22 protein-coding genes are annotated in these 22,091 nt (G+C 64.6%); 13 read left to right on the forward strand and 9 right to left on the reverse strand.

Annotated features, from left to right (window positions below; all coding sequences use genetic code 11):
• Positions 1-138: 138 nt before the first annotated feature.
• Entirely contained in the window at positions 139-945 is an 807-nt protein-coding gene (locus tag ACNJX9_RS00610) for an undecaprenyl-diphosphate phosphatase (RefSeq protein WP_057752190.1), read from the reverse strand.
• 166 nt (positions 946-1,111) lie between these two features.
• Between ACNJX9_RS00610 and ACNJX9_RS00615 the strand changes: the two genes are divergently transcribed.
• The 3 genes from ACNJX9_RS00615 (at position 1,112) to ACNJX9_RS00625 (ending at position 3,892) form a co-directional block, all read left to right on the forward strand.
• Positions 1,112-1,804 carry a glutathione S-transferase family protein gene (locus tag ACNJX9_RS00615; protein WP_057752187.1) on the forward strand — a complete coding sequence of 231 codons (693 nt, stop codon included), beginning with the start codon at positions 1,112-1,114 and terminating at the stop codon, positions 1,802-1,804.
• Positions 1,753-2,928 (forward strand): tRNA epoxyqueuosine(34) reductase QueG, encoded by a 1,176-nt coding sequence (queG, locus tag ACNJX9_RS00620; RefSeq protein ID WP_439407515.1) that lies wholly within the window; start codon positions 1,753-1,755, stop codon positions 2,926-2,928. The genes ACNJX9_RS00615 and queG overlap by 52 nt, the downstream gene beginning before the upstream one ends.
• Positions 2,929-3,094: 166 nt before the next feature.
• A complete protein-coding gene (locus ACNJX9_RS00625; protein ID WP_439407516.1) occupies positions 3,095-3,892 on the forward strand; it encodes an acyl-CoA thioesterase domain-containing protein in 798 nt (265 codons plus the stop codon).
• Between the two features lie 123 nt (positions 3,893-4,015).
• Here the strand turns inward: ACNJX9_RS00625 and ACNJX9_RS00630 are convergent, their stop codons facing one another.
• A complete protein-coding gene (locus ACNJX9_RS00630) occupies positions 4,016-4,882 on the reverse strand; it encodes an alpha/beta hydrolase (RefSeq protein WP_439407517.1) in 867 nt (288 codons plus the stop codon).
• Between the two features lie 252 nt (positions 4,883-5,134).
• On the opposite strand from ACNJX9_RS00630, the gene infC reads away from it, so the two are divergent.
• Positions 5,135-5,674 (forward strand): translation initiation factor IF-3, encoded by a 540-nt coding sequence (gene infC / locus ACNJX9_RS00635; RefSeq protein WP_083514473.1) that lies wholly within the window; start codon positions 5,135-5,137, stop codon positions 5,672-5,674.
• Positions 5,675-5,737: 63 nt separating this feature from the next.
• On the opposite strand, the gene ACNJX9_RS00640 is transcribed toward infC, so the two are convergent.
• Positions 5,738-6,136 carry a hypothetical protein gene (locus ACNJX9_RS00640; RefSeq protein ID WP_220003702.1) on the reverse strand — a complete coding sequence of 133 codons (399 nt, stop codon included), beginning with the start codon at positions 6,134-6,136 and terminating at the stop codon, positions 5,738-5,740.
• 274 nt (positions 6,137-6,410) lie between these two features.
• Between ACNJX9_RS00640 and rpmI the strand changes: the two genes are divergently transcribed.
• Together rpmI and rplT are read left to right on the forward strand one after the other, a co-directional pair.
• Complete coding sequence (gene rpmI / locus ACNJX9_RS00645) at positions 6,411-6,611, forward strand: 50S ribosomal protein L35 (protein ID WP_008143958.1); 201 nt, start codon at positions 6,411-6,413, stop codon at positions 6,609-6,611.
• An 89-nt stretch (positions 6,612-6,700) separates the two neighbouring features.
• The gene (gene rplT / locus ACNJX9_RS00650; protein ID WP_014490867.1) at positions 6,701-7,060 is read left to right on the forward strand and encodes a 50S ribosomal protein L20; all 360 of its coding nucleotides are present in this window, start codon (positions 6,701-6,703) and stop codon (positions 7,058-7,060) included.
• Between the two features lie 8 nt (positions 7,061-7,068).
• On the opposite strand, the gene ACNJX9_RS00655 is transcribed toward rplT, so the two are convergent.
• Positions 7,069-7,482 (reverse strand): hypothetical protein, encoded by a 414-nt coding sequence (locus ACNJX9_RS00655; protein ID WP_439407518.1) that lies wholly within the window; start codon positions 7,480-7,482, stop codon positions 7,069-7,071.
• A 151-nt stretch (positions 7,483-7,633) separates the two neighbouring features.
• On the opposite strand from ACNJX9_RS00655, the gene pheS reads away from it, so the two are divergent.
• Genes pheS through ACNJX9_RS00670 form a run of 3 tightly spaced genes read left to right on the forward strand, consistent with a single transcriptional unit; the run spans position 7,634 to position 11,911 of the window.
• Positions 7,634-8,716 carry a phenylalanine--tRNA ligase subunit alpha gene (gene pheS / locus ACNJX9_RS00660; protein WP_057752162.1) on the forward strand — a complete coding sequence of 361 codons (1,083 nt, stop codon included), beginning with the start codon at positions 7,634-7,636 and terminating at the stop codon, positions 8,714-8,716.
• On the forward strand, positions 8,713-11,121 hold the full coding sequence (gene pheT, locus ACNJX9_RS00665; RefSeq protein ID WP_439407519.1) for a phenylalanine--tRNA ligase subunit beta: 2,409 nt from the start codon (positions 8,713-8,715) through the stop codon (positions 11,119-11,121). The genes pheS and pheT overlap by 4 nt, the downstream gene beginning before the upstream one ends.
• Positions 11,122-11,140: 19 nt before the next feature.
• Positions 11,141-11,911: a sulfite exporter TauE/SafE family protein gene (locus ACNJX9_RS00670; RefSeq protein ID WP_439407520.1), complete on the forward strand. Its 771-nt coding sequence runs from the start codon at positions 11,141-11,143 to the stop codon at positions 11,909-11,911.
• Between the two features lie 160 nt (positions 11,912-12,071).
• On the opposite strand, the gene ACNJX9_RS00675 is transcribed toward ACNJX9_RS00670, so the two are convergent.
• On the reverse strand, positions 12,072-13,460 hold the full coding sequence (locus ACNJX9_RS00675; RefSeq protein ID WP_439407521.1) for a flavin monoamine oxidase family protein: 1,389 nt from the start codon (positions 13,458-13,460) through the stop codon (positions 12,072-12,074).
• A 190-nt stretch (positions 13,461-13,650) separates the two neighbouring features.
• On the opposite strand from ACNJX9_RS00675, the gene ACNJX9_RS00680 reads away from it, so the two are divergent.
• Positions 13,651-14,598, forward strand: coding sequence for a YiiX/YebB-like N1pC/P60 family cysteine hydrolase (locus tag ACNJX9_RS00680; RefSeq protein ID WP_439407522.1), 948 nt, complete (start codon positions 13,651-13,653; stop codon positions 14,596-14,598).
• A gap of 169 nt (positions 14,599-14,767) precedes the next feature.
• Here ACNJX9_RS00680 and ACNJX9_RS00685 read toward each other — a convergent pair whose 3' ends face one another.
• Positions 14,768-15,043 carry a metal-sensitive transcriptional regulator gene (locus ACNJX9_RS00685; protein ID WP_007598521.1) on the reverse strand — a complete coding sequence of 92 codons (276 nt, stop codon included), beginning with the start codon at positions 15,041-15,043 and terminating at the stop codon, positions 14,768-14,770.
• Between the two features lie 50 nt (positions 15,044-15,093).
• Between ACNJX9_RS00685 and ACNJX9_RS00690 the strand changes: the two genes are divergently transcribed.
• Positions 15,094-17,562: a heavy metal translocating P-type ATPase gene (locus ACNJX9_RS00690; RefSeq protein ID WP_439407523.1), complete on the forward strand. Its 2,469-nt coding sequence runs from the start codon at positions 15,094-15,096 to the stop codon at positions 17,560-17,562.
• Between the two features lie 98 nt (positions 17,563-17,660).
• Here the strand turns inward: ACNJX9_RS00690 and ACNJX9_RS00695 are convergent, their stop codons facing one another.
• Together ACNJX9_RS00695 and ACNJX9_RS00700 are read right to left on the reverse strand one after the other, a co-directional pair.
• Positions 17,661-18,635, reverse strand: a complete 975-nt coding sequence (locus ACNJX9_RS00695; RefSeq protein ID WP_439407524.1) for a hydroxymethylglutaryl-CoA lyase — start codon at positions 18,633-18,635, stop codon at positions 17,661-17,663.
• Positions 18,632-19,807: a CoA transferase gene (locus tag ACNJX9_RS00700; RefSeq protein WP_439407525.1), complete on the reverse strand. Its 1,176-nt coding sequence runs from the start codon at positions 19,805-19,807 to the stop codon at positions 18,632-18,634. Before ACNJX9_RS00700 ends, ACNJX9_RS00695 begins: the two co-directional genes overlap by 4 nt.
• Positions 19,808-19,971: 164 nt before the next feature.
• Between ACNJX9_RS00700 and ACNJX9_RS00705 the strand changes: the two genes are divergently transcribed.
• Positions 19,972-20,712 (forward strand): sulfate transporter family protein, encoded by a 741-nt coding sequence (locus ACNJX9_RS00705; RefSeq protein ID WP_439407526.1) that lies wholly within the window; start codon positions 19,972-19,974, stop codon positions 20,710-20,712.
• Positions 20,713-20,740: 28 nt separating this feature from the next.
• On the opposite strand, the gene nth is transcribed toward ACNJX9_RS00705, so the two are convergent.
• Entirely contained in the window at positions 20,741-21,529 is a 789-nt protein-coding gene (gene nth, locus ACNJX9_RS00710; protein ID WP_439407527.1) for an endonuclease III, read from the reverse strand.
• Positions 21,530-21,551: 22 nt separating this feature from the next.
• Here nth and ACNJX9_RS00715 point away from each other — a divergent pair, with 22 nt between their 5' ends.
• Positions 21,552-22,085: a DUF2244 domain-containing protein gene (locus ACNJX9_RS00715; protein ID WP_057752135.1), complete on the forward strand. Its 534-nt coding sequence runs from the start codon at positions 21,552-21,554 to the stop codon at positions 22,083-22,085.
• The last annotated feature ends 6 nt before the right edge of the window (positions 22,086-22,091 follow it).

Below are 22,091 nucleotides of genomic sequence, written 5' to 3' on the forward strand. Positions count from 1 at the left end.
GGGCGTAGCCCGGATGGAGCCGACGGGTCGGCGCGACGCGCCGCCCGATGACAGGCTCCGCGCAATCCGGGGCAGCAGCGCTTGTGGCACGATCCCGGGTTACGCTTGCGCTCCATCCGGGCTACAGGACCACAAAACTTAACGCCCCAGCGCCAGCGCGATCAGGCCGAGCGTGCCGACGATGACGCGCCACCAGGCGAACACCACGAAGCCGTGGCGGGTGACGTATTCCAGGAAACTCTTCACCACGATGATCGCGGTGATGAACGACACCACGAAACCGATCGCGACGATGCCCATATGGTCCATCGTCATCTCGGAGCGGTTCTTGTAGAAATCGTAGGCGAAGGCGCCGATCATGGTGGGGATGGCGAGGAAGAACGAGAACTCCGCCGCCGCCCGCTTGTCGGCGCCAAGCAGCATCGCCGCGACGATGCTGGCGCCGGAGCGCGACACGCCCGGGATCATCGCGACGCACTGCGCGATGCCGATATAGAGATACATCAGCAGCGGAAATTTGGTGGCGTCATGCTCGCGCGGCTTGAGATCGAGCCGGTCGACCCAGAGCAGGATGGCGCCGCCGACGATCAGCGTGAAACACACGACCCAGGGATTGAACAGCACGCTCTTGATATATTTGCCGGCGACGAGGCCGACGACGACGGCGGGCAGGAACGCCACCAGCACGCCGATCACGAACCGGCGCGCATAGGCATCGCCCGTGAACATGCCGATCGCGACGTCCCACAGCTTCTTGAAATAGAGCCCGACGATCGCGAGGATCGCGCCCAGCTGGATCAGAACCGTAAACGAATCCCAGAACGCGCCCTCGCCGAGGCCGAAGAAGCGTTCGGCCAACAGCAGATGGCCGGTCGAGGACACGGGAAGGAACTCGGTTACACCCTCGATGATGCCGAGGATCACTGCCCGTATTGCATCTGACATATTTACGGTCCATTTCCGCTGGAAAAGCGGGGCTCTTCTCGCCTATTCGCCCCTCGCTCGCAATCGCAAATGCGCTATCGCGCCTTGCCTCACTGATTTGAAGGACTAGTGTGGCACCGCACAACATTGATGGATTCTTAAGCACCATCAAATAGTCAAAGGCTGCATGTTTACGCTGTTCCATCATCCGTTTTGCCCGCATTCGCGCTTCATCCGCCTGATCGCGGGCGAATACGGGCTCGAATTGAGGCTCACGGAAGAACGCAGCTGGGAACGGCGCGAGGCATTTCTGCTGCTCAACGCGGCCGGCACGACGCCTGTGATGGTGGACGACGAGCAACCGCCGATCCCGGGCGCCGCGATCATCGCGGAGTATCTCGACGAGGCCTACGGCGCCGAGATGGGACCCAAGCGCCTGATGCCGGAGACGATCGCAGAGCGCGTCGAGGTGCGCCGGCTGATGGCCTGGTTCAACGAAAAGTTCTTCGAGGAAGTGTCGCACCCGCTCGTCACCGAGCGCATCTACAAGCGCTTCATGAGCGAAGAACACGGCGGTGGGCCGCCCTCAGCCGATATCATGCGCGCTGCCAAAGCAAACGTGCGCTATCATCTCGCCTATATCGGCTGGCTGGCGCAGACGCGTAACTTCCTTGCCGGCGACCGGCTCACTTACGCGGATCTCGCCGCCGCGGCGCATCTCTCGGCGATCGACTATCTGGGCGACGTGCCATGGAGCGAGGACGACGCAGCAAAGGCGTGGTACGCGCGGGTGAAATCCCGCCCGTCGTTCCGCCCGCTGCTGAGCGAATGGCTGGCCGGCGTGCCGGCGTCGCGAACCTATGTGGACCTGGATTTCTGAGCCTTGACCCGACTGAACTGAAGGCTCAGCTGGCACGCGAAGCGCGCGCGCTCGGCTTCGACTGCATCGGCATCACCGAGCCTGGCACGATCGAGAAGGCCGGCGCGCATTTTCTCGAATTCATCGCCACGGGCGGACACGGCGACATGGACTGGCTTGCGAGTCAGCCGGAGCGGCGCGTCGATCCGCGCGGGCTGTGGAGCGACGTGCGCAGCGTGATCATGCTCGGCGTCAATTACGGCCCCGACCAGGATCCGCTCGCGATCCTGAAGCAGCGCACGCGCGCGGCGATCTCGGTCTATGCGCAGGGCGACGATTATCACGACCTCATCAAGAAACGGCTGAAAGCGCTGGCGCGCTGGCTGGTCGCGACTGCCCCGAGCGAAGTGAAAGTATTCGTCGACACCGCGGCGGTGATGGAGAAGCCCTTGGCGCAGGCCGCGCATCTCGGCTGGCAGGGCAAGCACACCAATCTGGTTTCGCGCGAATTCGGCTCATGGCTGTTTCTCGGCGCGATCTACACCACGCTCGAACTGCCGCGCGACTCCGCCGAGATCGACCATTGCGGCTCGTGCCGGGCTTGCCTGGACATCTGCCCAACCGCGGCGTTTCCGGCGCCCTACAAGCTCGATGCGCGGCGCTGCATCTCGTATCTGACCATCGAGAACAAGGGACCTATCCCGCAGGAGTTTCGCAAGGCCATCGGCAACCGCATCTATGGCTGCGACGATTGCCTGGCGGCGTGTCCCTGGAACAAGTTTGCGCAACAGGGCCGCGAAGCAAAACTCGGCGCGCGGCATGAGTTGCGTGCACCGGAGCTGGCCGAACTGGCGCGACTCGACGACGCCGCGTTTCGCGCGCTGTTCACGAAGTCGCCGGTGAAGCGGATTGGCCGCGACCGGTTCCTGCGCAATGTGCTGATCGCGATTGGCAATTCCGGCGACGTTACGTTGGCGGACGAGGCGCGGCGATTGCTTGACGATGCGAACCCTCTGGTGCGTGGCGCTGCGGTGTGGGCGTTGCGGCAGTTGCTGGAGAGGGATGAGTTCGAGGCGATGCAAGCCGATGCGCTGAACAAGGAGCCGGACCAGAGTGTGCGTGAGGAGTGGCAAGCCGCCTCCTAACCCACCGCTCCGCGAAGGCGGGGAATCCAGTACGCCGCGGCTTTTCGGCTCAATCACTGCTGCCTCGGCGTACTGGATCGCCCGGTCGAGCCGGGCGATGACAGCGGGAGTGTGGGGACGTGCATCACCCTTGATTTGCCCGTTCATTCCCGCAATCTCGCGCGCCATGACAAATACCCCTTTCTTCACCCGCGACGGCGAGACATTCCATCCGACGGAAGTGGCGAGCGGCCCCTGGGATCCGAAATCGCTGCACGGACGCGTCATCGTCGGCCTGCTCGGCTTCGCCATCGAGGAGCGCCATTCCGGTCCTGACTTCGTGCCGGCGCGATTGACCGTCGACATGTTTCGGCTGCCGACCATCGACAAGCCGATCAACGTGACAACAAAGCTGGTGCGTGACGGAATGCGCATCCGTGTGGTGGAGGCGGAATTCTTCTCCGGCGGCGTCAGCATGGCGCGCGCCTCGTGCCAGATGTTGCGGCGGACGCAGAACCCTGACGGCAATGTCTGGTCGCCGCCGAACTGGGACGTGCCGAAGCCATCAGACATTCCAAAACCCACCGATCCCAGGCTCGGCATGAACGGCAAATGGACGACGCGGCCGATCGTCGGACACATGGGTTCGCTCGGACCGCGCCGGCTCTGGATGAGCGAGGTGCGTGAGCTCGTGGCCGGCATGCCGATGACGCCGTTCGTGCATGTCGCTGTTGGCGCCGATTTCGCCAGTCCGTTTGCCAACGCCGGCGACAAGGGGCTCGGCTACATCAACAGCGACGTGACGATCTATCTGCATCGCCTGCCGGTGACGAACTGGATCGGCTTCGAAGTGGTAAACCATCACGCCACCGATGGCGTCGCGATCGGCGAATGCTGGCTCTACGACGAGCAGGGCCCGATCGGCACCGCGACGGTGGCAGCGCTGGCGCAGCGCAAGCCGATGGCGAATCCGTCGAAGCGGTAGCTACACTGCCCGTCATTCCGGGGCGCGCGTAGCGCGAACCCGGAATCCATTCCACCACCATTTCTGCGGCCCGATGGATTCGGGCTCGCGACTTCGTCGCGCCCCGGAATGACGGTTATCCCCTCACCCGATCTCCGCCACCGCGGCAAGAATGCGCGCGATGTCTTGCGGGCGGGACAGGCGGTGGTCGCCGTCCTGGATCAGGGTGAGCACGACGTCGTCGGCCGGCAGGCGGTGGGTCAGCGCAAACGCGTGCTGCCACGGCACGTCAGGGTCCTGGGCGCCTTGCAGGATGCGCACCGGACAGCCGAGATCGATGGCGCCGCCGAGCACCAGATGGTTGCGCCCCTCTTCGATCAGCTTGCGTGTGATCGGATAGGGCGTGCCGTCGCCATATTCGGATGGCCTGAGCCAAAAGCCCTTGGTCTCGATCTCCTGCTTCACCTCGGGCGAAAAATTCTTCCACATCAGCTCTTCGGTGAAGTCGGGCGCGGGTGCGATCAGCACCAGGCCCGCGAGCGAGGCTTTGGCTTGCTGGTTCTCTTGCTGGTTCTCTTGCTGGTTCTCTTGCTGGTTCTCTTGCAGGCTCTCTTGGCGCCTCTTGATCTCGCGCGCGAGCAGCAGGGCCATCCAGCCGCCCATGGAGGAGCCGATCAGGATTTGCGGGCCGGTGCAGAAGCGCTCGAACACGGCGATGCTGTCCTCGAGCCAGCTGCCGATGGTTCCATCGGCGAAATCGCCGCTAGATTCGCCGTGGCCGGAGTAGTCGAACCTGACGGCGGCGCGGCCATGCTCGCCGGCCCAGCCATCCAGCGCTACCGCCTTGCCGCCCTGCATGTCCGATTTGAAACCGCCGAGCCAGACGAGACCAGGTCCTTGGCCGGGCCCAGATCCTCGCCCGGCGCGGTGGCGAACCGCGATCCGGCGCGCCGACGAACCCTCGCCAACATCGATGAAGTCGAGCACGGCATCGGGAATTGCTGAGGTCATGGAACGTTTACTCTTGTTGTGGGGTTTGAGGTCCCAAGGCGTATTCCGCGAGGCAAGCCTATCTCGGCATTGTCCCTTTGGGACGCTTGCGGAACAGAGGCAAGGTGTCTATGTCGAGCACCGTGCCGATAGGCGTGACCAAAATGCCTCGCATTTGAGGGTTTCTCGCTTCCGGCACGGGCGACTTGCTTGCCGGCATCAGCATCTTCCTTCAAAATAGCCGCTTCCTTTCACAACTTTGGAGAACCACCCATTCGCCGTCCCAATAGAGCCCCGGCCCCAGCCAGCAAAGACGGGCCGCGCATCAATGATGATATTCGCAACGCGCAGATCCAGCTGATCGACCAGAACGGTGACAACAAGGGCACCGTCGAGACGATGATGGCCGTCAAGATGGCCCAGGAAGCTGGCATGGATCTCGTCGAGATTTCGCCGAATACCAGCCCTCCCGTCTGCAAGATCATGGACTACGGGAAGTACAAGTATTCCGCCCAGAAGAAAGCCGCCGAAGCCCGCAAGCGGCAGAAGACCGTCGAGATCAAGGAGATCAAGCTCCGCCCGATGATCGACGACCACGATTACGACGTGAAGATGCGCGCGATGCTGCGGTTCTTCGAAGAGGGCGACAAGGTCAAGATCACCCTGCGCTATCGTGGCCGCGAAATGGCACACCAGGAGATCGGCACCAAGCTTTTGGACAAGATCAAGACCGACGTCGCCGAGCTCGCCAAGGTCGAGCAGGACGCCCGGTTCGAGGGCCGTCAGGTCGTCATGGTGCTGGCGCCGCGCTGAGATCGGCGTGCTAGAGCCGAAGTTTCAACGGCCCGTCCGGATCTCCGGCGGGCCGTTTTGTTTTCAGGTCCTCGTCGCCTGCCAGGTGCCGCTGCACTGGTCGCCGGAGATGACGCCCCTCCAGGATCCCGCCCCTGCCGTACCGCCGAGCCGGCCACCGCCGCTGGCGTGGGAGGCGCCGACGGACACCTGGACCGCGACGGCGCCGCCGCGGTTGACGGTGCCGGACACCCGGCCGCCGCCAGCGGACGACACCCGGTTGCCTGTGACGGTGAAGGGGACGCTGTAGCCCGAGCTGCAGACGCCGCGGGTGGTGGCGAAGGTGACGTTCCAGACGCCGTCATAACCACCGATGCGGGCATCGGCGCTCGATGGAACGGCAGCCGCAGCGAGCACGGCGAACAGTGCAAGGTGGCGCGGACGGGCGACAACAGACAAAATCGATAGAGAGAAATAGGCCATTTTGGTCCTGCTCCGAACGGGACGGCATGAACGATGGGGTAGTGACCCCCAATAGTCGGCGAGCAGCTTTGGCCGGTTCATCGTTGCCTTCTGGCCCGTTCTCTGTCATAAGCCCGGCCTTCATCGCCCGGCTGATTTAGGGCTGCCGTGGCGGTGTTTCGTGCGGGTTTCGCGCTTTGTCGCAAAAACCTGAGCACAATCAACGCTCTAACGAGCATTTTTGACGGCCAGACCGCCTTCGCGGGCGGATTTCTTTGGCCATTAGGAGAGCCAAATGCCCAAGCTGAAGACCAAATCGGGCGCTAAAAAGCGCTTCAAGGTGACTGCCACCGGCAAAGTGATGTTCGCCCATCGCGGCAAGCGTCACGGCATGATCAAGCGGACGAAGAAGCAGATCCGTCAGCTCCGCGGCACGGCTGTGCTGTTCAAGACCGACGGCGACAACGTCAAGAAGTACTTCTTGCCGAACGCCTGATCGCGTCCAAGGACGTCGAAGATCGATGCCATCTCTGCCGCGTCCTTCGCGGCACTCCGAAACCAAGTCATCTCTGAAGGATATTTGTCATGTCTCGCGTCAAACGCGGTGTGACCGCCCACGCCAAGCACAAGAAAGTCTACAAGGCCGCCAAGGGCTTCTACGGCCGCCGCAAGAACACCATCCGCGCCGCCAAGCCGGCCGTGGAGAAGGCCCAGCAATACGCCTTCCGTGACCGCAAGCGCAAGAAGCGCACCTTCCGCGCACTGTGGATCCAGCGTCTCAACGCGGCGGTCCGTCCGTTCGGCCTGACCTACAGCCGATTTATCGACGGTCTCGCCAAGTCGGGCATCACCGTGGACCGCAAGGTGCTGTCGGATCTCGCGATCCACGAGCCCGCCTCGTTCCAGGCGATCGCCGAGAAGGCCAAAGCTGCGCTCGCGGCCTGAGGCTTGGGCTAGCGGGGCTTCGTGCCCGCAGCCTTCAGCGCACGCTCAGAGTAACGCTGGGCGACCTCCGCCCGACAGAAAGCCGTGAACGAGATGTACATGGTACCGGACTTGTTCCGGTACTTGATGTCGCACGCGTGCATCTCGCTCTTGTACGCCTGCGCTTGTGCGGCACTGAGGCCCGGCTTGAAGTCCGCCTCGCACTTCTTTTCGACGGCGGCGCCGAGCTGGACATCGCCGCTCGCGGTCAGCGCGCAGTCCTGAGCCAGCTTCATTGCACTTTGGCAGCCCTTCTGGGCGCCGATGGCGTCCGCGGCCTCGTCCAACGTCATGGATGTGTCCATGCAGACGATGGCGCGCGCAGGCGTTGCGGCGACCGACAGGACGATGGCGGCAGCGGCCAGACAGCATTTCGAAAGCATCACAAAGTCTCCTCGCATCCTGTCTTGGTGCCCGGCCCCCGCGCGAGGTTCAACCCAGCCGCTCGAGAAGCCGAAATGACCGGCTTTTTGCTTGACGTTACGCCCTTCGGGCGGCGACAACCCAGCCGAATTTGGAGCCAAGGATTTGACTGTGTCCGACCTCGCAACGCTTGAAGCATCCATCCTCGACCAGATCGCGGCCGCCGGCGATGAAGCCGCGCTCGAAGCGGTGCGCGTCGCCGCCCTCGGCAAGAAGGGCTCGATCTCGGCGCTGCTGGCCACGCTCGGCAAGATGTCGCCCGACGAGCGCAAGACGCAAGGAGCCGCGATCAACCAGGCCAAGGACAAGGTCACCGAGGCGCTCGCCGCACGGCGCGACGTGCTGAAGTCCGCGGCACTCGATGCGCGGCTGGCGTCCGAGACCGTCGACGTCACGCTGCCGCTACGCGATGCGCAGGCTGAAACGGGCCGCATCCATCCGCTGAGCCAGGTCTGGGACGAGCTGACCACGATCTTCGCCGACATGGGATTTTCGGTCGCCGAAGGGCCCGATATCGAGACCGACGACTACAATTTCACCAAGCTGAATTTCCCGGAAGGCCATCCGGCGCGCGAGATGCACGACACGTTCTTCTTCCATCCGAAGGAGGACGGCTCGCGCATGCTGCTTAGAACCCACACCTCGCCGGTGCAAGTGCGCACCATGCTGAGCCAAAAGCCGCCGATCCGCGTGATCTGCCCGGGCCGCACCTACCGCATCGATTCGGATGCGACCCACACGCCGCAATTCCACCAGGTCGAAGGCCTCGTCATCGACAAGCATTCGCATCTCGGCCACCTCAAATGGATCCTGCACGAGTTCTGCAAGGCGTTCTTCGAGGTCGACCACATCAACATGCGCTTCCGCCCCTCGTTCTTCCCGTTCACCGAACCATCGCTGGAAGTCGACATCCAGTGCCGCCGCGACAAGGGCGAGATCCGCTTCGGCGAAGGCGAGGACTGGCTCGAGATTCTCGGCTGCGGCATGGTGCATCCGAACGTGCTGCGCGCCTGCGGCATCGATCCCGACGAGTACCAGGGCTTTGCCTGGGGCATGGGCATCGACCGCATCGCCATGCTGAAATACGGCATCGCCGATTTGCGCCAGCTGTTCGACAGCGACGTCCGTTGGCTGAACCATTACGGCTTCAGGCCGCTCGAAGTGCCGACACTCGCGGGAGGGCTGAGCTCGTGAAATTCACCCTCTCCTGGCTGAAGGATCATCTCGACACCGACGAGCCCTTGGACAAGCTCGCCGACAAGCTCACCATGATCGGGCTCGAGGTCGAGAATATCGAGGACAAGGCGAAGGCGCTGAAGGCCTTTACCATCGCGAAGGTGATCTCGGCCGAGCAGCATCCCAATGCCGACCGGCTGCGCGTCTGCATGGTCGACACCGGCGACGGTGGCGCGCCGGTGCAGGTGGTGTGCGGGGCGCCGAATGCGCGCGCCGGGCTCGTCAGCGTGTTCTCACCGCCCGGCACCTATATCCCCGGCAAGGACATCACGCTCGGCGTCGGCACCATCAGAGGCGTCGAGAGCCGCGGCATGCTGTGCTCGGCGGCGGAGCTGCAGCTCTCCAACGATCATGACGGCATCATGGAATTGCCGGCGGATGCGCCTGTTGGCGCTGCTTACGCCGAATGGGCCGCGCTCGGCGATCCCGTGATCGAGATCAATCTGACGCCGAACCGGCAGGACTGCACCGGCGTGCACGGCATCGCGCGCGACCTTGCCGCCGCCGACATGGGCAAGTTCAAGGACCCGACCATCAAGCCGATCAAAGGCGAATTCCCTTGTCCCGTGAAAGTCACGGTCGAGGACGCCAAGCTGTGCCCGGGTTTTGCGCTCCGCCTCGTCCGCGGCGTCAAGAACGGGCCGTCGCCGGAATGGCTGCAGAAGCGGCTGACGGCGATCGGGCTGCGCCCGATCAACGCGCTGGTCGACATCACCAACTTCATGACCTATGACCGCGCGCGCCCGCTGCACGTGTTCGACGCCAAGAAGGTGAAGGGCAATCTGGTCGTGCGCCATGCCCGCGAGGGCGAGACACTGCTCGCGCTCGACGGCCGCACCTACGATCTCGATCCCTCGATCTGCGTGATCGCCGACGAGCACGGCGTCGAATCGCTCGCCGGCATCATGGGCGGCGAAGCGTCGGGCTGCGACGAGACCACCACCGACGTGCTGATCGAATCGGCGCTGTGGAACGAGATCAACATCGCCCAGACCGGCCGCAAGCTCGGCATCAATTCGGACGCACGCTACCGCTTCGAGCGCGGCGTCGATCCGGCCTTCATGGTGCCCGGGCTCGAGCTCGCCACCAAGCTTGTGATGGAGCTGTGCGGCGGCACGCCGTCGGAGAACGTCGTGGTCGGCAAGGCCTTCGGCGATGATCGCATCGTCGATTTCCCCGTCACCGAGGTGAAGCGGCTCTCCGGCATCGAGGTGCCGGTGCCGGAGATGAAGCGCATCCTCACCCATCTCGGCTTCATGATGGCGGGCCCGGGTCCGGTCGTGAAGGTCGCGGTGCCCTCATGGCGCTCCGACGTGCATGGCAAGGCCGATATCGTTGAAGAAGTCGTCCGCATCTACGGCGTCGACAAGGTGCCGATGACGCCGTTCGAGCGCGGCGAGGACGCGCGCAAATCGGTGCTGACTCCGCTGCAGCTGCGCACCCGCCGTGCCCGGCGCGCGCTGGCAAGCCGCGGCATGACCGAGGCGGTGACATGGTCGTTCATCACGAAGGCCGCGGCACAATTGTTCGGCGGCGGCCAGCGCGAGCTGGAGGTGGCCAATCCGATCGCCGCTGATCTCTCCGACATGCGGCCGAGCCTGTTGCCGGGACTGGTCGCTGCCGCGCAGGCCAATGCCGATCGCGGCTATGGCGATGTCGCGCTGTTCGAGGTCGGCCAGGTCTTCAGGGGCGATCGCCCGCAAGACCAGTTCATGGCGGCGAGCGGCGTGCGGCGCGGCCTGGCTTCGTCCGAAGGTCTCGGACGGCACTGGACCGGCTCGGCACAGGCCGATGTGTTTGACGCCAAGGCCGATGCGCTCGCGGTGCTGGCAGCAAGCGGCGCACCGATGCAGGCGCTGCAGATCGTCGCCGGTGGTCCGGCCTGGCTGCATCCGGGTCGCTCCGGCACGATCCAGATCGGCCCGCAGAACGTGCTCGGCACTTTCGGCGAGATGCATCCGCGCGCGCTGGAAGCGCTCGGCGCCGACGGTCCGCTTGTGGTGTTCGAGGTGATTCTCGACCGCATTCCGGAAGCCAAGAAGAAGCCGACCCGCGCCAAGCCGCCGATCGAGCTCTCGGCATTCCAGCCTGTTACGCGCGACTTCGCCTTCATCGTCGACCGCACGGTGAAGGCCGGCGACATCGTCCGCGCCGCGCAAGGCGTCGACAAGAAGCTGATCACCGGCGTGAACGTCTTCGACGTCTACGAGGGCAAGGGCATCGACGACGGCAAGAAGTCGGTCGGCATCGCGGTGACGATCCAGCCGCGCGAGAAGACGCTGACCGATCAGGAGATCGAGGCCGTCGCCGCCAGGATCGTGGCTGATGTCACGAAGAAGACCGGCGGCACGTTGAGGGCGTGATGCCCCGGAATGACAGGGCATGAGTATCACCGACTTCCTCCCCAAGGACGTCAGCCTCACCATCGCGATGGCGCTCTGCGCCATCGCTTTCGTTTCGGGCACCGCGCGCGGCTTCTCCGGTTTCGGCTCGGCGCTGATCTTCATGCCGCTCGCGAGCAGCGTCGCGGCGCCGCGGCTGGTCGCGGCACTCCTCCTCGTCATCGACTTCGTTGCCGCCGCGCCGCTGCTGCCTGATGCCTGGCGGAAGGCGGATCGCAAGGCAACCGCGGTGATCGTGCTGGGCGCGCTGGTCGGCGTCCCCCTCGGCACCTATTTCCTCAGCGTGCTCGAGCCCGTCACCACGCGCTGGATCATCTCCGGCTTCGTCGCAGCGCTTCTTCTGCTGCTGCTGTCGGGCTGGCGCTATCGCGGCAAGGACCACGTCTGGCTCTCTGTCGGCATCGGCGGTCTCTCCGGCTTCTGCAGCGGGCTTGCACAAACCGGCGGTCCGCCGATCGTCGGCTACTGGCTCGGTCGGCCCATCGCTCCGCTGGTCGCGCGCGCCAATATCCTGCTGTTCTTCGGCGCCTCGGATTGCTTCTCGATGGTCAGCTATGCCACGACAGGCCTGATCTCGCGCGAGTCGCTGGTGCTGTCGCTGATCGTCGGCCCGGTCTATGCGCTCGGCGTCGCCTTCGGCGCCTCGCTGTTCGGCCGCGCCAGCGAGACGGTGTTTCGCAGGATCTGCTACATGCTGATCGCGATGGCGGTGGTCACCGGACTGCCGGTGCTGGATCGCGCGTTGCGGTAGTGTCGTCCCGGCGAGGGCCGGGACCCATACCGCGTGATCTATCGATGTGACGGGTCAAAGTACCGAACTCCAAATCTTCGCCCAACCTAAATTTGTGGTTATGGTCCCGGCCTTCGCCGGGACGACGGCGGAGTTTGATGCGGCTTGATTGCCTCTGCCCCTACTGCCGCGGCGCCCGTCGACGCTTCGTCGATTGCGTCGGTACATCCGCCGGCTCGTCCCTGATCGCTCCGATCTTGCGGAGCGCTGCGTCCGCGGCGCGCTCGCCGCTGTCCCAGGCGCCGTCGACGGTGCCCCACAGCGTCTCATGCGTGGCTTCGCCGGCGAGGAACAGATTGCCGATCGGCTCGGTCAAAATCTTTCGCGAGAGCTGGCCGCCCGGCGAGGACGCCGACATCGCGCCCATCACATAGGGCGAGGCGTTCCAGCGCGTCGCGGCGGTCTTCTTCACGGCGGCCGCCGCTTCGCTGCCGAACAATTTTGTGATCCATTCCTTCGCGAAGGCCGTCATTGCGCTTTCGCCCTGCGCCGAGAGATCGCGGCCGAACGAGCCGCCGACGTCGATCGAGCACAGCGACGATCCGCCGATATTGGCATACATCAGCGCGGTGCGCGTCGAGTTGCTCTGCTCGATCAGGATGTCGTCGCGCGACAGCCCGAGCGGATTGCCCGGCAATTGCACCACGATGTGATCGTAGCTGCCGAGCGCGAGCTTTGACGCCGCATCCAGCGTGCGCTTGGGGATATCAGGCGCGAACTTGATCGCACCTGACATCAGCACATTGGTCGACACCGTGACGATGGCGGCGCGCGCGGCGATCTTGCCGGATTGCGTCTCCACGCTGACATCGCGATTGCTCCAGACGATCCGGCTCGCCGGCGTCGAAAGCACTGCCGGCACCTGCTCGCCGAGCCTGGCGATCAGGGTGCCGAGACCCTGGCGACAGGCGATCGGGGCATTGCGGTCCTGCGCGCGCGCCTTGTCGATCGCCGACAGCTCCTTCAGATCCTTGCCGGCAAAGCCCGCGCCGAGCAGGAACTCCGCCGCGCCCGCCCAGTCGCCGAGATCCTTCGGCAGCACCGACGCGCATGAGGTATCGAGCTTGCCGCGCGCGGCCTCGTCGATCGCCCTGTTGGCGCGCACCAGCGCCGCCAGAAACTCCTCGGTCTCGCCCGCACGCGCATTGCGGCGGCCGATGCGCATTTTCTGGCCCGACGGTGCCGGAGAGACATCGAGCCCGGCGCTGCGCGCGAGCCGGATCATTGGGTTGGTGTCGGGATTATGCATCCAGCGTGCGCCGCGATCGAACGGCACGTCGAAGGTGGAGCTATCCGTGATGCAGCGCCCGCCGATCTGCGAGGCCGCCTCGACGACGATCACCTTGCGGTTGGCCGCCATGACGCGCCGCGCCGCAGCGATGCCGGCCGCACCCGCGCCGATCACGACAATGTCAGCCTCGCGCGGCAATGGCGCGGCCGCGGCGCTCAGGACCGGCGCGGACATAAAGGCCGCCGACGCCGATAGGAAGCTGCGGCGCGTGATTGTCATGTCATGGTTTCCGGAGACTTGCGGCGAACGGGAACAGCCGGCGAACCTTGCCGCATCTGATGTTGCGCAGCAACCATCATGGTGAATCAATCGTGCTTGAACTCACAGAGGTCATGAACTGAATTGCAACGGGTTTCGACCATGATACAGATGGAAAAAAAGACGGCCAGAAAGGCCCCCGGGGGAGTTCATGGGGACGGTCCTAGATTCAGTCGGAAAGTTGATAGCCGCATACCTCTCGAAAGAGGTGCCGGGCTATGAGCCGTTCACACCCAGCGACCCCGAGCATCTGCGCGGCGTGATCCAGCCCGGGGACGTCATGCTGGTCGAGGGCAACAACCGCATCTCCGGCATCATCAAATATCTGACGCAGTCGACCTGGTCGCATGCCGCGCTCTATGTCGGCCCGGTCGAAGGCGCGGTCGAGCCCGACGGCGAGCCGCATGTGCTGATCGAGGCCAATATCGGCGAGGGCGTCACCTCCGCGCCGCTGTCGAAATATTTCCCCTACCATACCCGCCTCTGCCGGCCGGTCGGGCTGTCCTACGAGGACCGCAACACGGTCTGCCGCTATGCGATCAACCGCATCGGCTTCGGCTACGACACCAAGAACATCCTGGACCTGATGCGTTTCCTGTTCCCGCTGCCGGTGCCGCAGCGCTGGCGGCGGCGCATGATCGCGCTCGGCTCGGGCGACCCGACCAAGATCATCTGCTCGGCGCTGATCGCGCAGGCCTTCGACGCCGTGCGCTATCCGATCCTGCCGAAGATCACCAAGGCCGGCAGCCGCGCCGCCCGCCGCGAGATCCTGCACATCCGCGATTCCTCGCTCTACATGCCCCGCGACTTCGACATCTCGCCCTATTTCGAAGTGGTCAAACCCACCATCGTGCACGGCTTCGACTACACAGCCCTGCACTGGGCCGACAAGCAAAAGCCGCTCGAGGAGGTAGCGGGCTCGTTCGGTGTGTTTCCAGAAACGGTCCGTGCGCCGCCGCTCGTTCCTGAAGCGATTGACGAAGAAGCGCAGGCTGAAGTTTCGAATGAGCAAGTAGACGCGCAGCATGTTCCGCTGCTGAAGAAGCTGGCGATGTATCGTCCACGGCAGCGCAGGCCAGCTCGCGAAAGGGCGGCGTAAACAACTGTCGTCCCGGCGAAGGCCGGGACGGCACCTGAGAGTGTGGCGCGATATCGCCTCAACCGCCGTCATTGCGAGGGGCTCTTGCGACGAAGCAATCCAGACCGCTTCCGCGGAGACAGTCTGGATTGCTTCGCTTCGCTCGCAATGACGGCGGAGGGAGCACGCCCTACCGCTCTGCCCGTCCGATCACCGCCATCAACTCCGCGATCTTCTCGCGCTGGTCCGCCTTGTCGCCGCTGGCAATCGCGTGCTCGACGCAGTGGGCGACGTGATCCTTCAAGACCTCTTCCTCGACCCGGCGCAGAGCGGCGCGCACCGCCGAAATCTGCGTGACGATGTCGATGCAGTAGCGGTCTTCCTCGACCATTTTCGACAGGCCGCGAACCTGACCTTCGATCCGGCCGAGGCGTTTTCCGACAGATGCCTTGATGTCCTTGCGCATGGGGCCTATATACCCCTACCGGGTATAGGTTGCAAGGCGGGAGTGCAGGAATGAGCGGCGCGGACCACGGGCATCATCACGACGGGAAAACTCAGTCCGGCTGCGGCTGTTCCAGCAAGGCTGCTGCGCCGGCCACCAAGCCTGCGGCCTCGTCATGCTGCGGCGGCCAAGGCGATCAAGGCGATCATGCCGGTCACGCCCAGCATCATCACGACCACAGCGGAACGGCTGCGAAAGTGCTCGATCCCGTCTGCGGCATGAGGGTCGATCCCGCGACGTCAAAACACCGGTTTGAGCATCGGGGCGAGATCTTCCATTTCTGCTCGGCCGGCTGCCGTGCCAAATTCGCTGCCGATCCCGCAAAATATCTTGCCAAGGACAAAGCGCCCGAGCCCGAGATGCCCGCGGGCACCATCTACACCTGTCCGATGCATCCCCAGATCCGCCAGGTCGGGCCGGGCAATTGCCCGATCTGCGGCATGGCGCTGGAGCCTGAGGTCGCGAGCCTCGAGACCGGGCCCAACCCCGAGCTCGCCGACATGACGCGGCGGTTCTGGATCGGCGGCGTGCTGTCGCTGCCGCCGGTGGTGCTGGAGATGGGCGGCCATCTCGCCGGTCCGCACAACTGGATCGATCCGACATTGTCGAACTGGATCCAGCTGGTGTTCGCAACGCCCGTGGTGCTCTGGGCCGGCTGGCCATTCTTCGTCCGCGGCTGGCAGTCGCTGCTGACGCGCAATCTCAACATGTTCACGCTGATCGCGATGGGCACCGGCGTCGCCTATGTTTACAGCCTGCTCGGAACCCTCACGCCGCAGATCTTCCCTGAAACATTCCGCGGCCATGAAGGCGCGGTTGCCGTCTATTTCGAGGCGGCCGCCGTGATCACGGTGCTGGTGCTGCTCGGCCAGGTGCTGGAGCTGCGCGCCCGCGATGCGACATCGGGTGCGATCAAGGCGCTGCTCCAGCTTGCACCCAAGACCGCGCGGCGCGTCGATGCCGATGGCAGCGAGCACGAGGTCGAAATCGACACGCTTCATGCCGGCGATCGCCTGCGCGTTCGTCCCGGCGAGAAAGTGCCTGTCGACGGCATCATCCTGGAAGGACGCTCCTCGCTCGATGAGTCGCTCGTGACGGGCGAATCCATGCCGGTCACCAAGGAGACCGGCGCCAAGGTCATTGCCGGCACGCTCAATCAATCCGGCAGCTTCATCATGCGCGCCGACAAGGTCGGCCGCGAGACCCTGCTGTCGCAGATCGTGCAGATGGTCGCGGACGCGCAGCGCTCGCGCGCGCCAATCCAGCGGCTGGCCGATCAGGTCGCGGGCTGGTTCGTGCCGGCCGTCATCGTCGTCGCCATCGCCGCCTTCGCCGCCTGGGCCTGGTTCGGGCCGGAGCCGCGGCTCGCTTTCGGCCTCGTCGCCGCCGTCAGTGTGCTGATCATCGCCTGCCCCTGTGCGCTCGGCCTTGCGACCCCGATGTCGATCATGGTCGGTGTCGGCCGCGGCGCGCAGGCGGGCGTGCTGATAAAGAACGCCGAGGCTCTGGAGCGGATGGAGAAGATCGACACGCTGGTGGTCGACAAGACAGGCACGCTGACCGAGGGCAAGCCCAAGGTGGTGTCGGTCGTGCCGGCATCAGGCTATGCGGAGGATGACATCCTGCGGCTTGCAGCCAGCGTCGAGCGCGCCAGCGAGCATCCGCTGGCCGATGCGATCATGCGTGCGGCGAAGGAGAAGCAGATGGCGCTGAGCCAGGTCGAGGAGTTCTATTCGCCGACCGGAAAGGGCGCGGCGGGAAAGGTCGACGGCAAGAGCATCGTGCTCGGCAACGCAAAATATCTGACATCGATCGGTATCGACACCAAGGCACTCGACAGCGAGGCCGAGCGGCTGCGCGGCGACGGCGCCACGGTGATCAACATGGCCATCGACGGCAAGCTCGCCGGCCTGTTTGCGATTGCCGATCCGGTCAAGGCTTCGACCCCGGAAGCGCTCAAGGCGCTCGCGGCCGAGGGCATCAAGGTGATCATGTTGACCGGCGACAACCGCACCACGGCCGAAGCGGTGGCACGCCGGCTCGGCATCGCCGATGTGGAAGCCGAGGTGCTGCCCGACCAGAAGAGCGCGGTCGTAACAAAACTGCAAAAGGCCGGGCGCAGCGTCGCGATGGCCGGTGACGGCGTCAACGACGCCCCGGCGCTGGCCGCGGCCGAAGTCGGCATCGCCATGGGCACCGGCACTGACGTGGCGATGGAAAGCGCTGGCGTCACGCTGCTGAAGGGCGACCTCACCGGCATCGTCCGCGCACGAAAGCTGTCGCAGGCGACGATGAGCAATATCAGGCAAAACCTGTTCTTCGCCTTCATCTACAACGCCGCCGGCATCCCGATCGCCGCCGGCATCCTCTATCCCGCCTTCGGCGTGCTGCTGTCGCCGATCATCGCGGCCGCCGCGATGGCGCTGTCCTCGGTCAGCGTGGTCGGTAACGCGCTGCGGCTGCGTGTGACGCGGCTGTGAGATGAAGGTGCTCTCCCGCGCTCCGCTTGCGGGGAGAGGGTTGGGGTGAGGGGGAGTCTCCGCGAGGCCGGTGACAATTGACTCGCGGAGAGTCCCCCTCACCCGCCGCGCTGCACGCGTCGGCCTCTCCCCGCAAGCGGGGAGAGGCGAAGATCACGCCGCTTTCGCTGCGCTGCGCCGTAGAGTCGCTCGTCCGGCATTTCCTCGCGCAGGATATTGCGCACTCCGATCAGCTTCTCAAGATCGATTCCTGTCGCAAAACCCTTGCTCTCGCACAGGAACACCAGGTCCTCGAACACGACATTGCCGGTCGCGCCCGGCGCGAAGGGGCAGCCGCCGAGGCCGCCGAGCGAGCCGTCGAGGATGCGGACGCCTTCGTCGAGTGCCGCCGCGGCGTTGGCGATACCCATGCCGCGGGTGTCGTGGAGATGGATGCAGATCGGCTTGGTACCGGCGAGCTTGACCGCCGCGCGCGACAGTTCTCCGACCTGCTTCGGTCCGGCATAGCCCACGGTGTCGGCGATCGCGACGAAATCGACGCCGGCCTCCAGGCATTTGTCGACGAGGCGCAGCACCTCCTTCGGATCGACCGCGCCTGTGATCGAGCAGCCCAGCGCCATCGAGATCGCCGCGTTCACCAGCGGCTTGTGCGCGCTGGCATCGCGCAGTTCGCAGAGCCGCTTGATGTTGGCAATCGCGGACAAGCGCGAACGATGCGCATTGGCTTGGCTGTGCTCTTCCGTCGCCGACACCACCGAGGCGATCTCCCCGACACCTGACGCCAGCGCCTCGTTGACCCCGCGCTCGTTGAGCGCAAGCGCAATGCCATGGGCGCCCGGCAGGCTCGCCACCGTCGCGACGACGTCGCGGACATCAACGAATTGCGGAAAGGTCTTCGCCGGGAGGAACGAGCCGACCTCGAAATGCCTGACACAAGCGGCATATTCCTCGCGCACCCAGCGCTGCTTGGCTTCGGTGGACGGAAACTTTTTGACGAGCTGGAGTCCATCGCGCAGACCGACTTCGCGCAAGGCCACACGGTCCGCGGGATAGATCGTTTCGATCCGGCTCATGCGCGCCTCCCAGCGGCTTTGGACGTTGCATCTTTGTTGTCGACCGCGGCGCGAACGGCGGAAGTGTCGGCGCCGAGCGACGCGACCTTCAGGCCCTCGCCAAAATGGCTGCCGTTCCATTCGATCGGCAGCGTCGGCACATGGAACGGCTTGCCGTCGGCGGCGAGGTTGGTGACGAGCCCGCCGGGCCGCAGCACATGCGGATCGGTCAAGAGATCCTCGGGCCGGTTGATCGGCGAGAAGCAGATGTTGAGCGCATCGAGCTTCTGCGACAGTTCCGCCACGTCGTGCTGCCGGATGATCCCGGCCACGCGCGGAAGGATCCGCGGCCTGGCCAGGATGCGATCGGTCGTGGTGCGCAAGCTCGGGTCATCGAGAAACTCGCTCAGGCCGAACTCGCGGCAGAAAGCCTGCCAGTGGCCCTCGGTGACGACGCCGATGAAAATCCGCCCGTCGCCGGCGGCATCGAAAATGTCGTAGATCGGCCAGGCGTGCTCGCGCTCCGGCATCGAGCGCGGCTTGTTGCCGGTCATCTCGTATTCGACCATGTGCTGGGCGACCAGGAATAGGCAGTTCTCGAACAGGCCGATGCGGATGTCGGCGCCGTCGCGCTTTCCCCCGCGCTTCTGGTAAAGCGCGGCCAGGATCGCGATCACACCGAACATGCCGCCCATGATGTCGTTGGCGGAGGAGCCGACGCGCTGCGGCTTCTCCTTTGTGCCGGTCATGGCGGCAAGCCCCGACATCATCTGCACGACCTCGTCGAGCGCGGGGCGATGCTCGTAAGGGCCTGACAGAAAGCCCTTGTGGCCCGCAATGATCAGATGCGGATGCCGTCGCCGCAAGTCCTCCGCACCGAGCCCCTGCTTCGCCAGCAAGCCATCGCGAAAATTCTCCAGGAATACATCGGCAGTCTCGAGCAGCCGATGCATGGTGTCGCGATCTTCAGCTTTCTCGAAGTCCAGCACGACGCTGCGCTTGCCGCGGTTGAACAGCGGGAAGAACGCCGTGCCCATGCCACCGAGGGAACGGGTCTTGTCGCCGGCGGGCGGCTCGACCTTGATCACGTCGGCCCCTAGCTGCGCGAGGATCATGCCGCAGGCCGGGCCCATCACCATGTGGGTCATCTCGACGACCCGCACGCCCTCGAGCGGCAATCCGGTCTCAGCCATGCGTCACTCCCTGTCCGTTCGGCCAAAAGACTAGCCCTTCGCAAGCTTTCTTAAAAATATAATCTGCCGAAGATTGTCTTCGCAGTTCCGGCGCCTCGTGACCCTCCCTTGCCGAAGCACGCCGGCATGTCTACCTCTCGCGGGTAGTTTGGTGAGAGGTTCCCATGCTTGATGCCGCCGTGAAGGCGCTGTCGCAAATGATGTCGCCGCCGATGCGATCGATCCTGTGGCGGTCGATCGGGCTGGCGCTGGTGCTCATCGTCGTGCTGGCGATCGGGTTGCAGCGACTCCTGAGCTGGTTCGCGACCTATGGCGAGGTCTGGCTGGAGGGGCTGCTCGGGCCGAGCTGGCACGCCTCGCTGGAGGTGCTGGCCTGGGTCATCTCGATCGCGGCCGGATTCGGCGTCGTGTTCGGCAGCGTGTTCCTGATGCCCGCGATCACCTCGCTGGTGGCGAGCTTCTTCGTCGACGACGTCGCCGACATCGTCGAGCGCGAATATTATCCAGCCGAGCGGCCCGGCGAGGCGCTATCGTTCAACCAGGCCATCCTTGAAGGCATCAAGACCGCGCTGCTCACCATCGTGGTGTATCTTGCCGCACTGCCGCTGGTGTTTCTGGCCGGCGCCGGTTTCCTGATCTTCTTCCTCGCCGCCGCCTGGCTGTTGGGGCGCGAATATTTCGAGCTCGCCGCGATGCGCTTCCGCTCGCCGGAGGATGCGAAAGCGATGCGGCGCGACAATGCCGCGACGATCTTCACCGCCGGCCTCTTCATCGCGGCCTTCGTCTCGATTCCGGTCGTGAACCTGGCGACACCGATCTTCGGCATGGCCTTCATGGTCCACATGCACAAGCGCCTGTCGGGCCCCCGGCCCGAGCTGATCGAGCCGGCGCGGCAGATGCGGTAACGGTCTCCACCCCTTCCCGGCCTGTTGCTCACACCGTCTTCTCCGGCCAGCGGCAGAGATCGTTGATCAGGCATACCTCGCAGCGCGGCTTGCGCGCGAGGCAGGTATAGCGGCCGTGCAGGATCAGCCAGTGATGGGCATGCAGCATGAACTCGGCCGGGATCACCTTTTCGAGACCAAGCTCGACTTCGAGCGGCGTCTTGCCCGGCGCAAGACCGGTGCGGTTGCCGACGCGGAAGACATGGGTGTCGACCGCCATGGTGTGCTCGCCGAAGGCCATGTTGAGCACGACATTGGCGGTCTTGCGTCCCGCGCCGGGCAGCGACTCGATCTCGGCGCGCGTGCGCGGCACCTCGCCGCCGAAATCGCTGAGCAGTTTTGCCGACAGCGCGATCACATTCTTGGCCTTGGTGCGATAAAGGCCGATGGTCTTGATGTATTCGCGGAGACGCTCTTCGCCGAGGTCGAGCATCTTTTGCGGCGTGTCGGCGATTTCGAACAAGGCGCGCGTCGCCTTGTTGACGCCGGCGTCGGTTGCCTGTGCCGACAGCACCACGGCCACCAGCAACGTGAACGGGTTGACGTGCTCGAGCTCGCCGCGCGGCTCGGGATTGGCTTGTTGGAAACGCCTGAAGACCTCCCGAACTTCCGCTGGCGTCCAGGGTTTTGTCGCCTTGAGCGATGGCTTCGCCGGCGCCGATCGCTTCGGAGAAGGCTTGGGAGAAGGCTTTGCAGAAGGTTTGGGCTTCGCCCCCTTTGCCTTTTTCTTCGGCGCAGCCGCTTTGTGCGGGGCCGGCTTGCGGATGATTTTCGCCATGATCGGGATATACTGAGGGACGATGAGCACAGGCAACGAAATTGAGCGCGCAGAAGCTGAAGGTCATGCCGAACGGCAGATCTTCTCCGCGCTGCTGACGCCGCACCGCTCGCTGAACCGCACCGGCTTCCTGGCCGTGATGCTGTTCCTGAGCGTCGTCAGCTTCGTCACCGGAATTGTCTTCCTGATGCAGGGCGCCTGGCCCGTGCTCGGCTTTTTCGGCCTCGACGTGCTCGTGGTCTGGTGGGCCTTCAAGGTCAATTTCCGCACCGGGCGGGCGCGCGAGGAGATCACCGTCACGACCACAGAACTACGCGTGCGGCGCATCAGCCATCACGGCCAGGTCGCCGAATGGACCTTCAATCCGCTCTGGGTCCGGCTCGACATGGAGGTCGACGAGGACTTTGGCATCGAGCATCTCTATCTGATCTCGCGCGGCCACCAGATCCAGCTCGCCCGTTTCTTGGGACCAGACGAAAAGGCAAGTTTCTACAAAGGCTTGATTGAGGCCCTGAACGCCGCCAAGCGCGGCCCGACCTACAACCCGGTGACCTGAACCCAG

The sequence above is a fragment of the Bradyrhizobium sp. BLXBL-03 genome (genome assembly GCF_051853015.1).
GTDB classification, from domain to species: domain Bacteria; phylum Pseudomonadota; class Alphaproteobacteria; order Rhizobiales; family Xanthobacteraceae; genus Bradyrhizobium; species Bradyrhizobium manausense.

Coding starts and splice junctions, on each gene's coding strand:
- ACNJX9_RS00610 (WP_057752190.1), bottom strand. CDS start 945: ATGTCAGATGCAATACGGGCAGTGATCCTCGGCATCATCGAGGGTGTA.
- ACNJX9_RS00615 (WP_057752187.1), top strand. CDS start 1,112: ATGTTTACGCTGTTCCATCATCCGTTTTGCCCGCATTCGCGCTTCATC.
- queG (WP_439407515.1), top strand. CDS start 1,753: ATGGCTGGCCGGCGTGCCGGCGTCGCGAACCTATGTGGACCTGGATTT.
- ACNJX9_RS00625 (WP_439407516.1), top strand. CDS start 3,095: ATGACAAATACCCCTTTCTTCACCCGCGACGGCGAGACATTCCATCCG.
- ACNJX9_RS00630 (WP_439407517.1), bottom strand. CDS start 4,882: ATGACCTCAGCAATTCCCGATGCCGTGCTCGACTTCATCGATGTTGGC.
- ACNJX9_RS00640 (WP_220003702.1), bottom strand. CDS start 6,136: ATGGCCTATTTCTCTCTATCGATTTTGTCTGTTGTCGCCCGTCCGCGC.
- rpmI (WP_008143958.1), top strand. CDS start 6,411: ATGCCCAAGCTGAAGACCAAATCGGGCGCTAAAAAGCGCTTCAAGGTG.
- rplT (WP_014490867.1), top strand. CDS start 6,701: ATGTCTCGCGTCAAACGCGGTGTGACCGCCCACGCCAAGCACAAGAAA.
- ACNJX9_RS00655 (WP_439407518.1), bottom strand. CDS start 7,482: ATGCTTTCGAAATGCTGTCTGGCCGCTGCCGCCATCGTCCTGTCGGTC.
- ACNJX9_RS00670 (WP_439407520.1), top strand. CDS start 11,141: ATGAGTATCACCGACTTCCTCCCCAAGGACGTCAGCCTCACCATCGCG.
- ACNJX9_RS00675 (WP_439407521.1), bottom strand. CDS start 13,460: ATGACAATCACGCGCCGCAGCTTCCTATCGGCGTCGGCGGCCTTTATG.
- ACNJX9_RS00680 (WP_439407522.1), top strand. CDS start 13,651: ATGGGGACGGTCCTAGATTCAGTCGGAAAGTTGATAGCCGCATACCTC.
- ACNJX9_RS00685 (WP_007598521.1), bottom strand. CDS start 15,043: ATGCGCAAGGACATCAAGGCATCTGTCGGAAAACGCCTCGGCCGGATC.
- ACNJX9_RS00690 (WP_439407523.1), top strand. CDS start 15,094: ATGAGCGGCGCGGACCACGGGCATCATCACGACGGGAAAACTCAGTCC.
- ACNJX9_RS00695 (WP_439407524.1), bottom strand. CDS start 18,635: ATGAGCCGGATCGAAACGATCTATCCCGCGGACCGTGTGGCCTTGCGC.
- ACNJX9_RS00700 (WP_439407525.1), bottom strand. CDS start 19,807: ATGGCTGAGACCGGATTGCCGCTCGAGGGCGTGCGGGTCGTCGAGATG.
- ACNJX9_RS00705 (WP_439407526.1), top strand. CDS start 19,972: ATGCTTGATGCCGCCGTGAAGGCGCTGTCGCAAATGATGTCGCCGCCG.
- nth (WP_439407527.1), bottom strand. CDS start 21,529: ATGGCGAAAATCATCCGCAAGCCGGCCCCGCACAAAGCGGCTGCGCCG.
- ACNJX9_RS00715 (WP_057752135.1), top strand. CDS start 21,552: ATGAGCACAGGCAACGAAATTGAGCGCGCAGAAGCTGAAGGTCATGCC.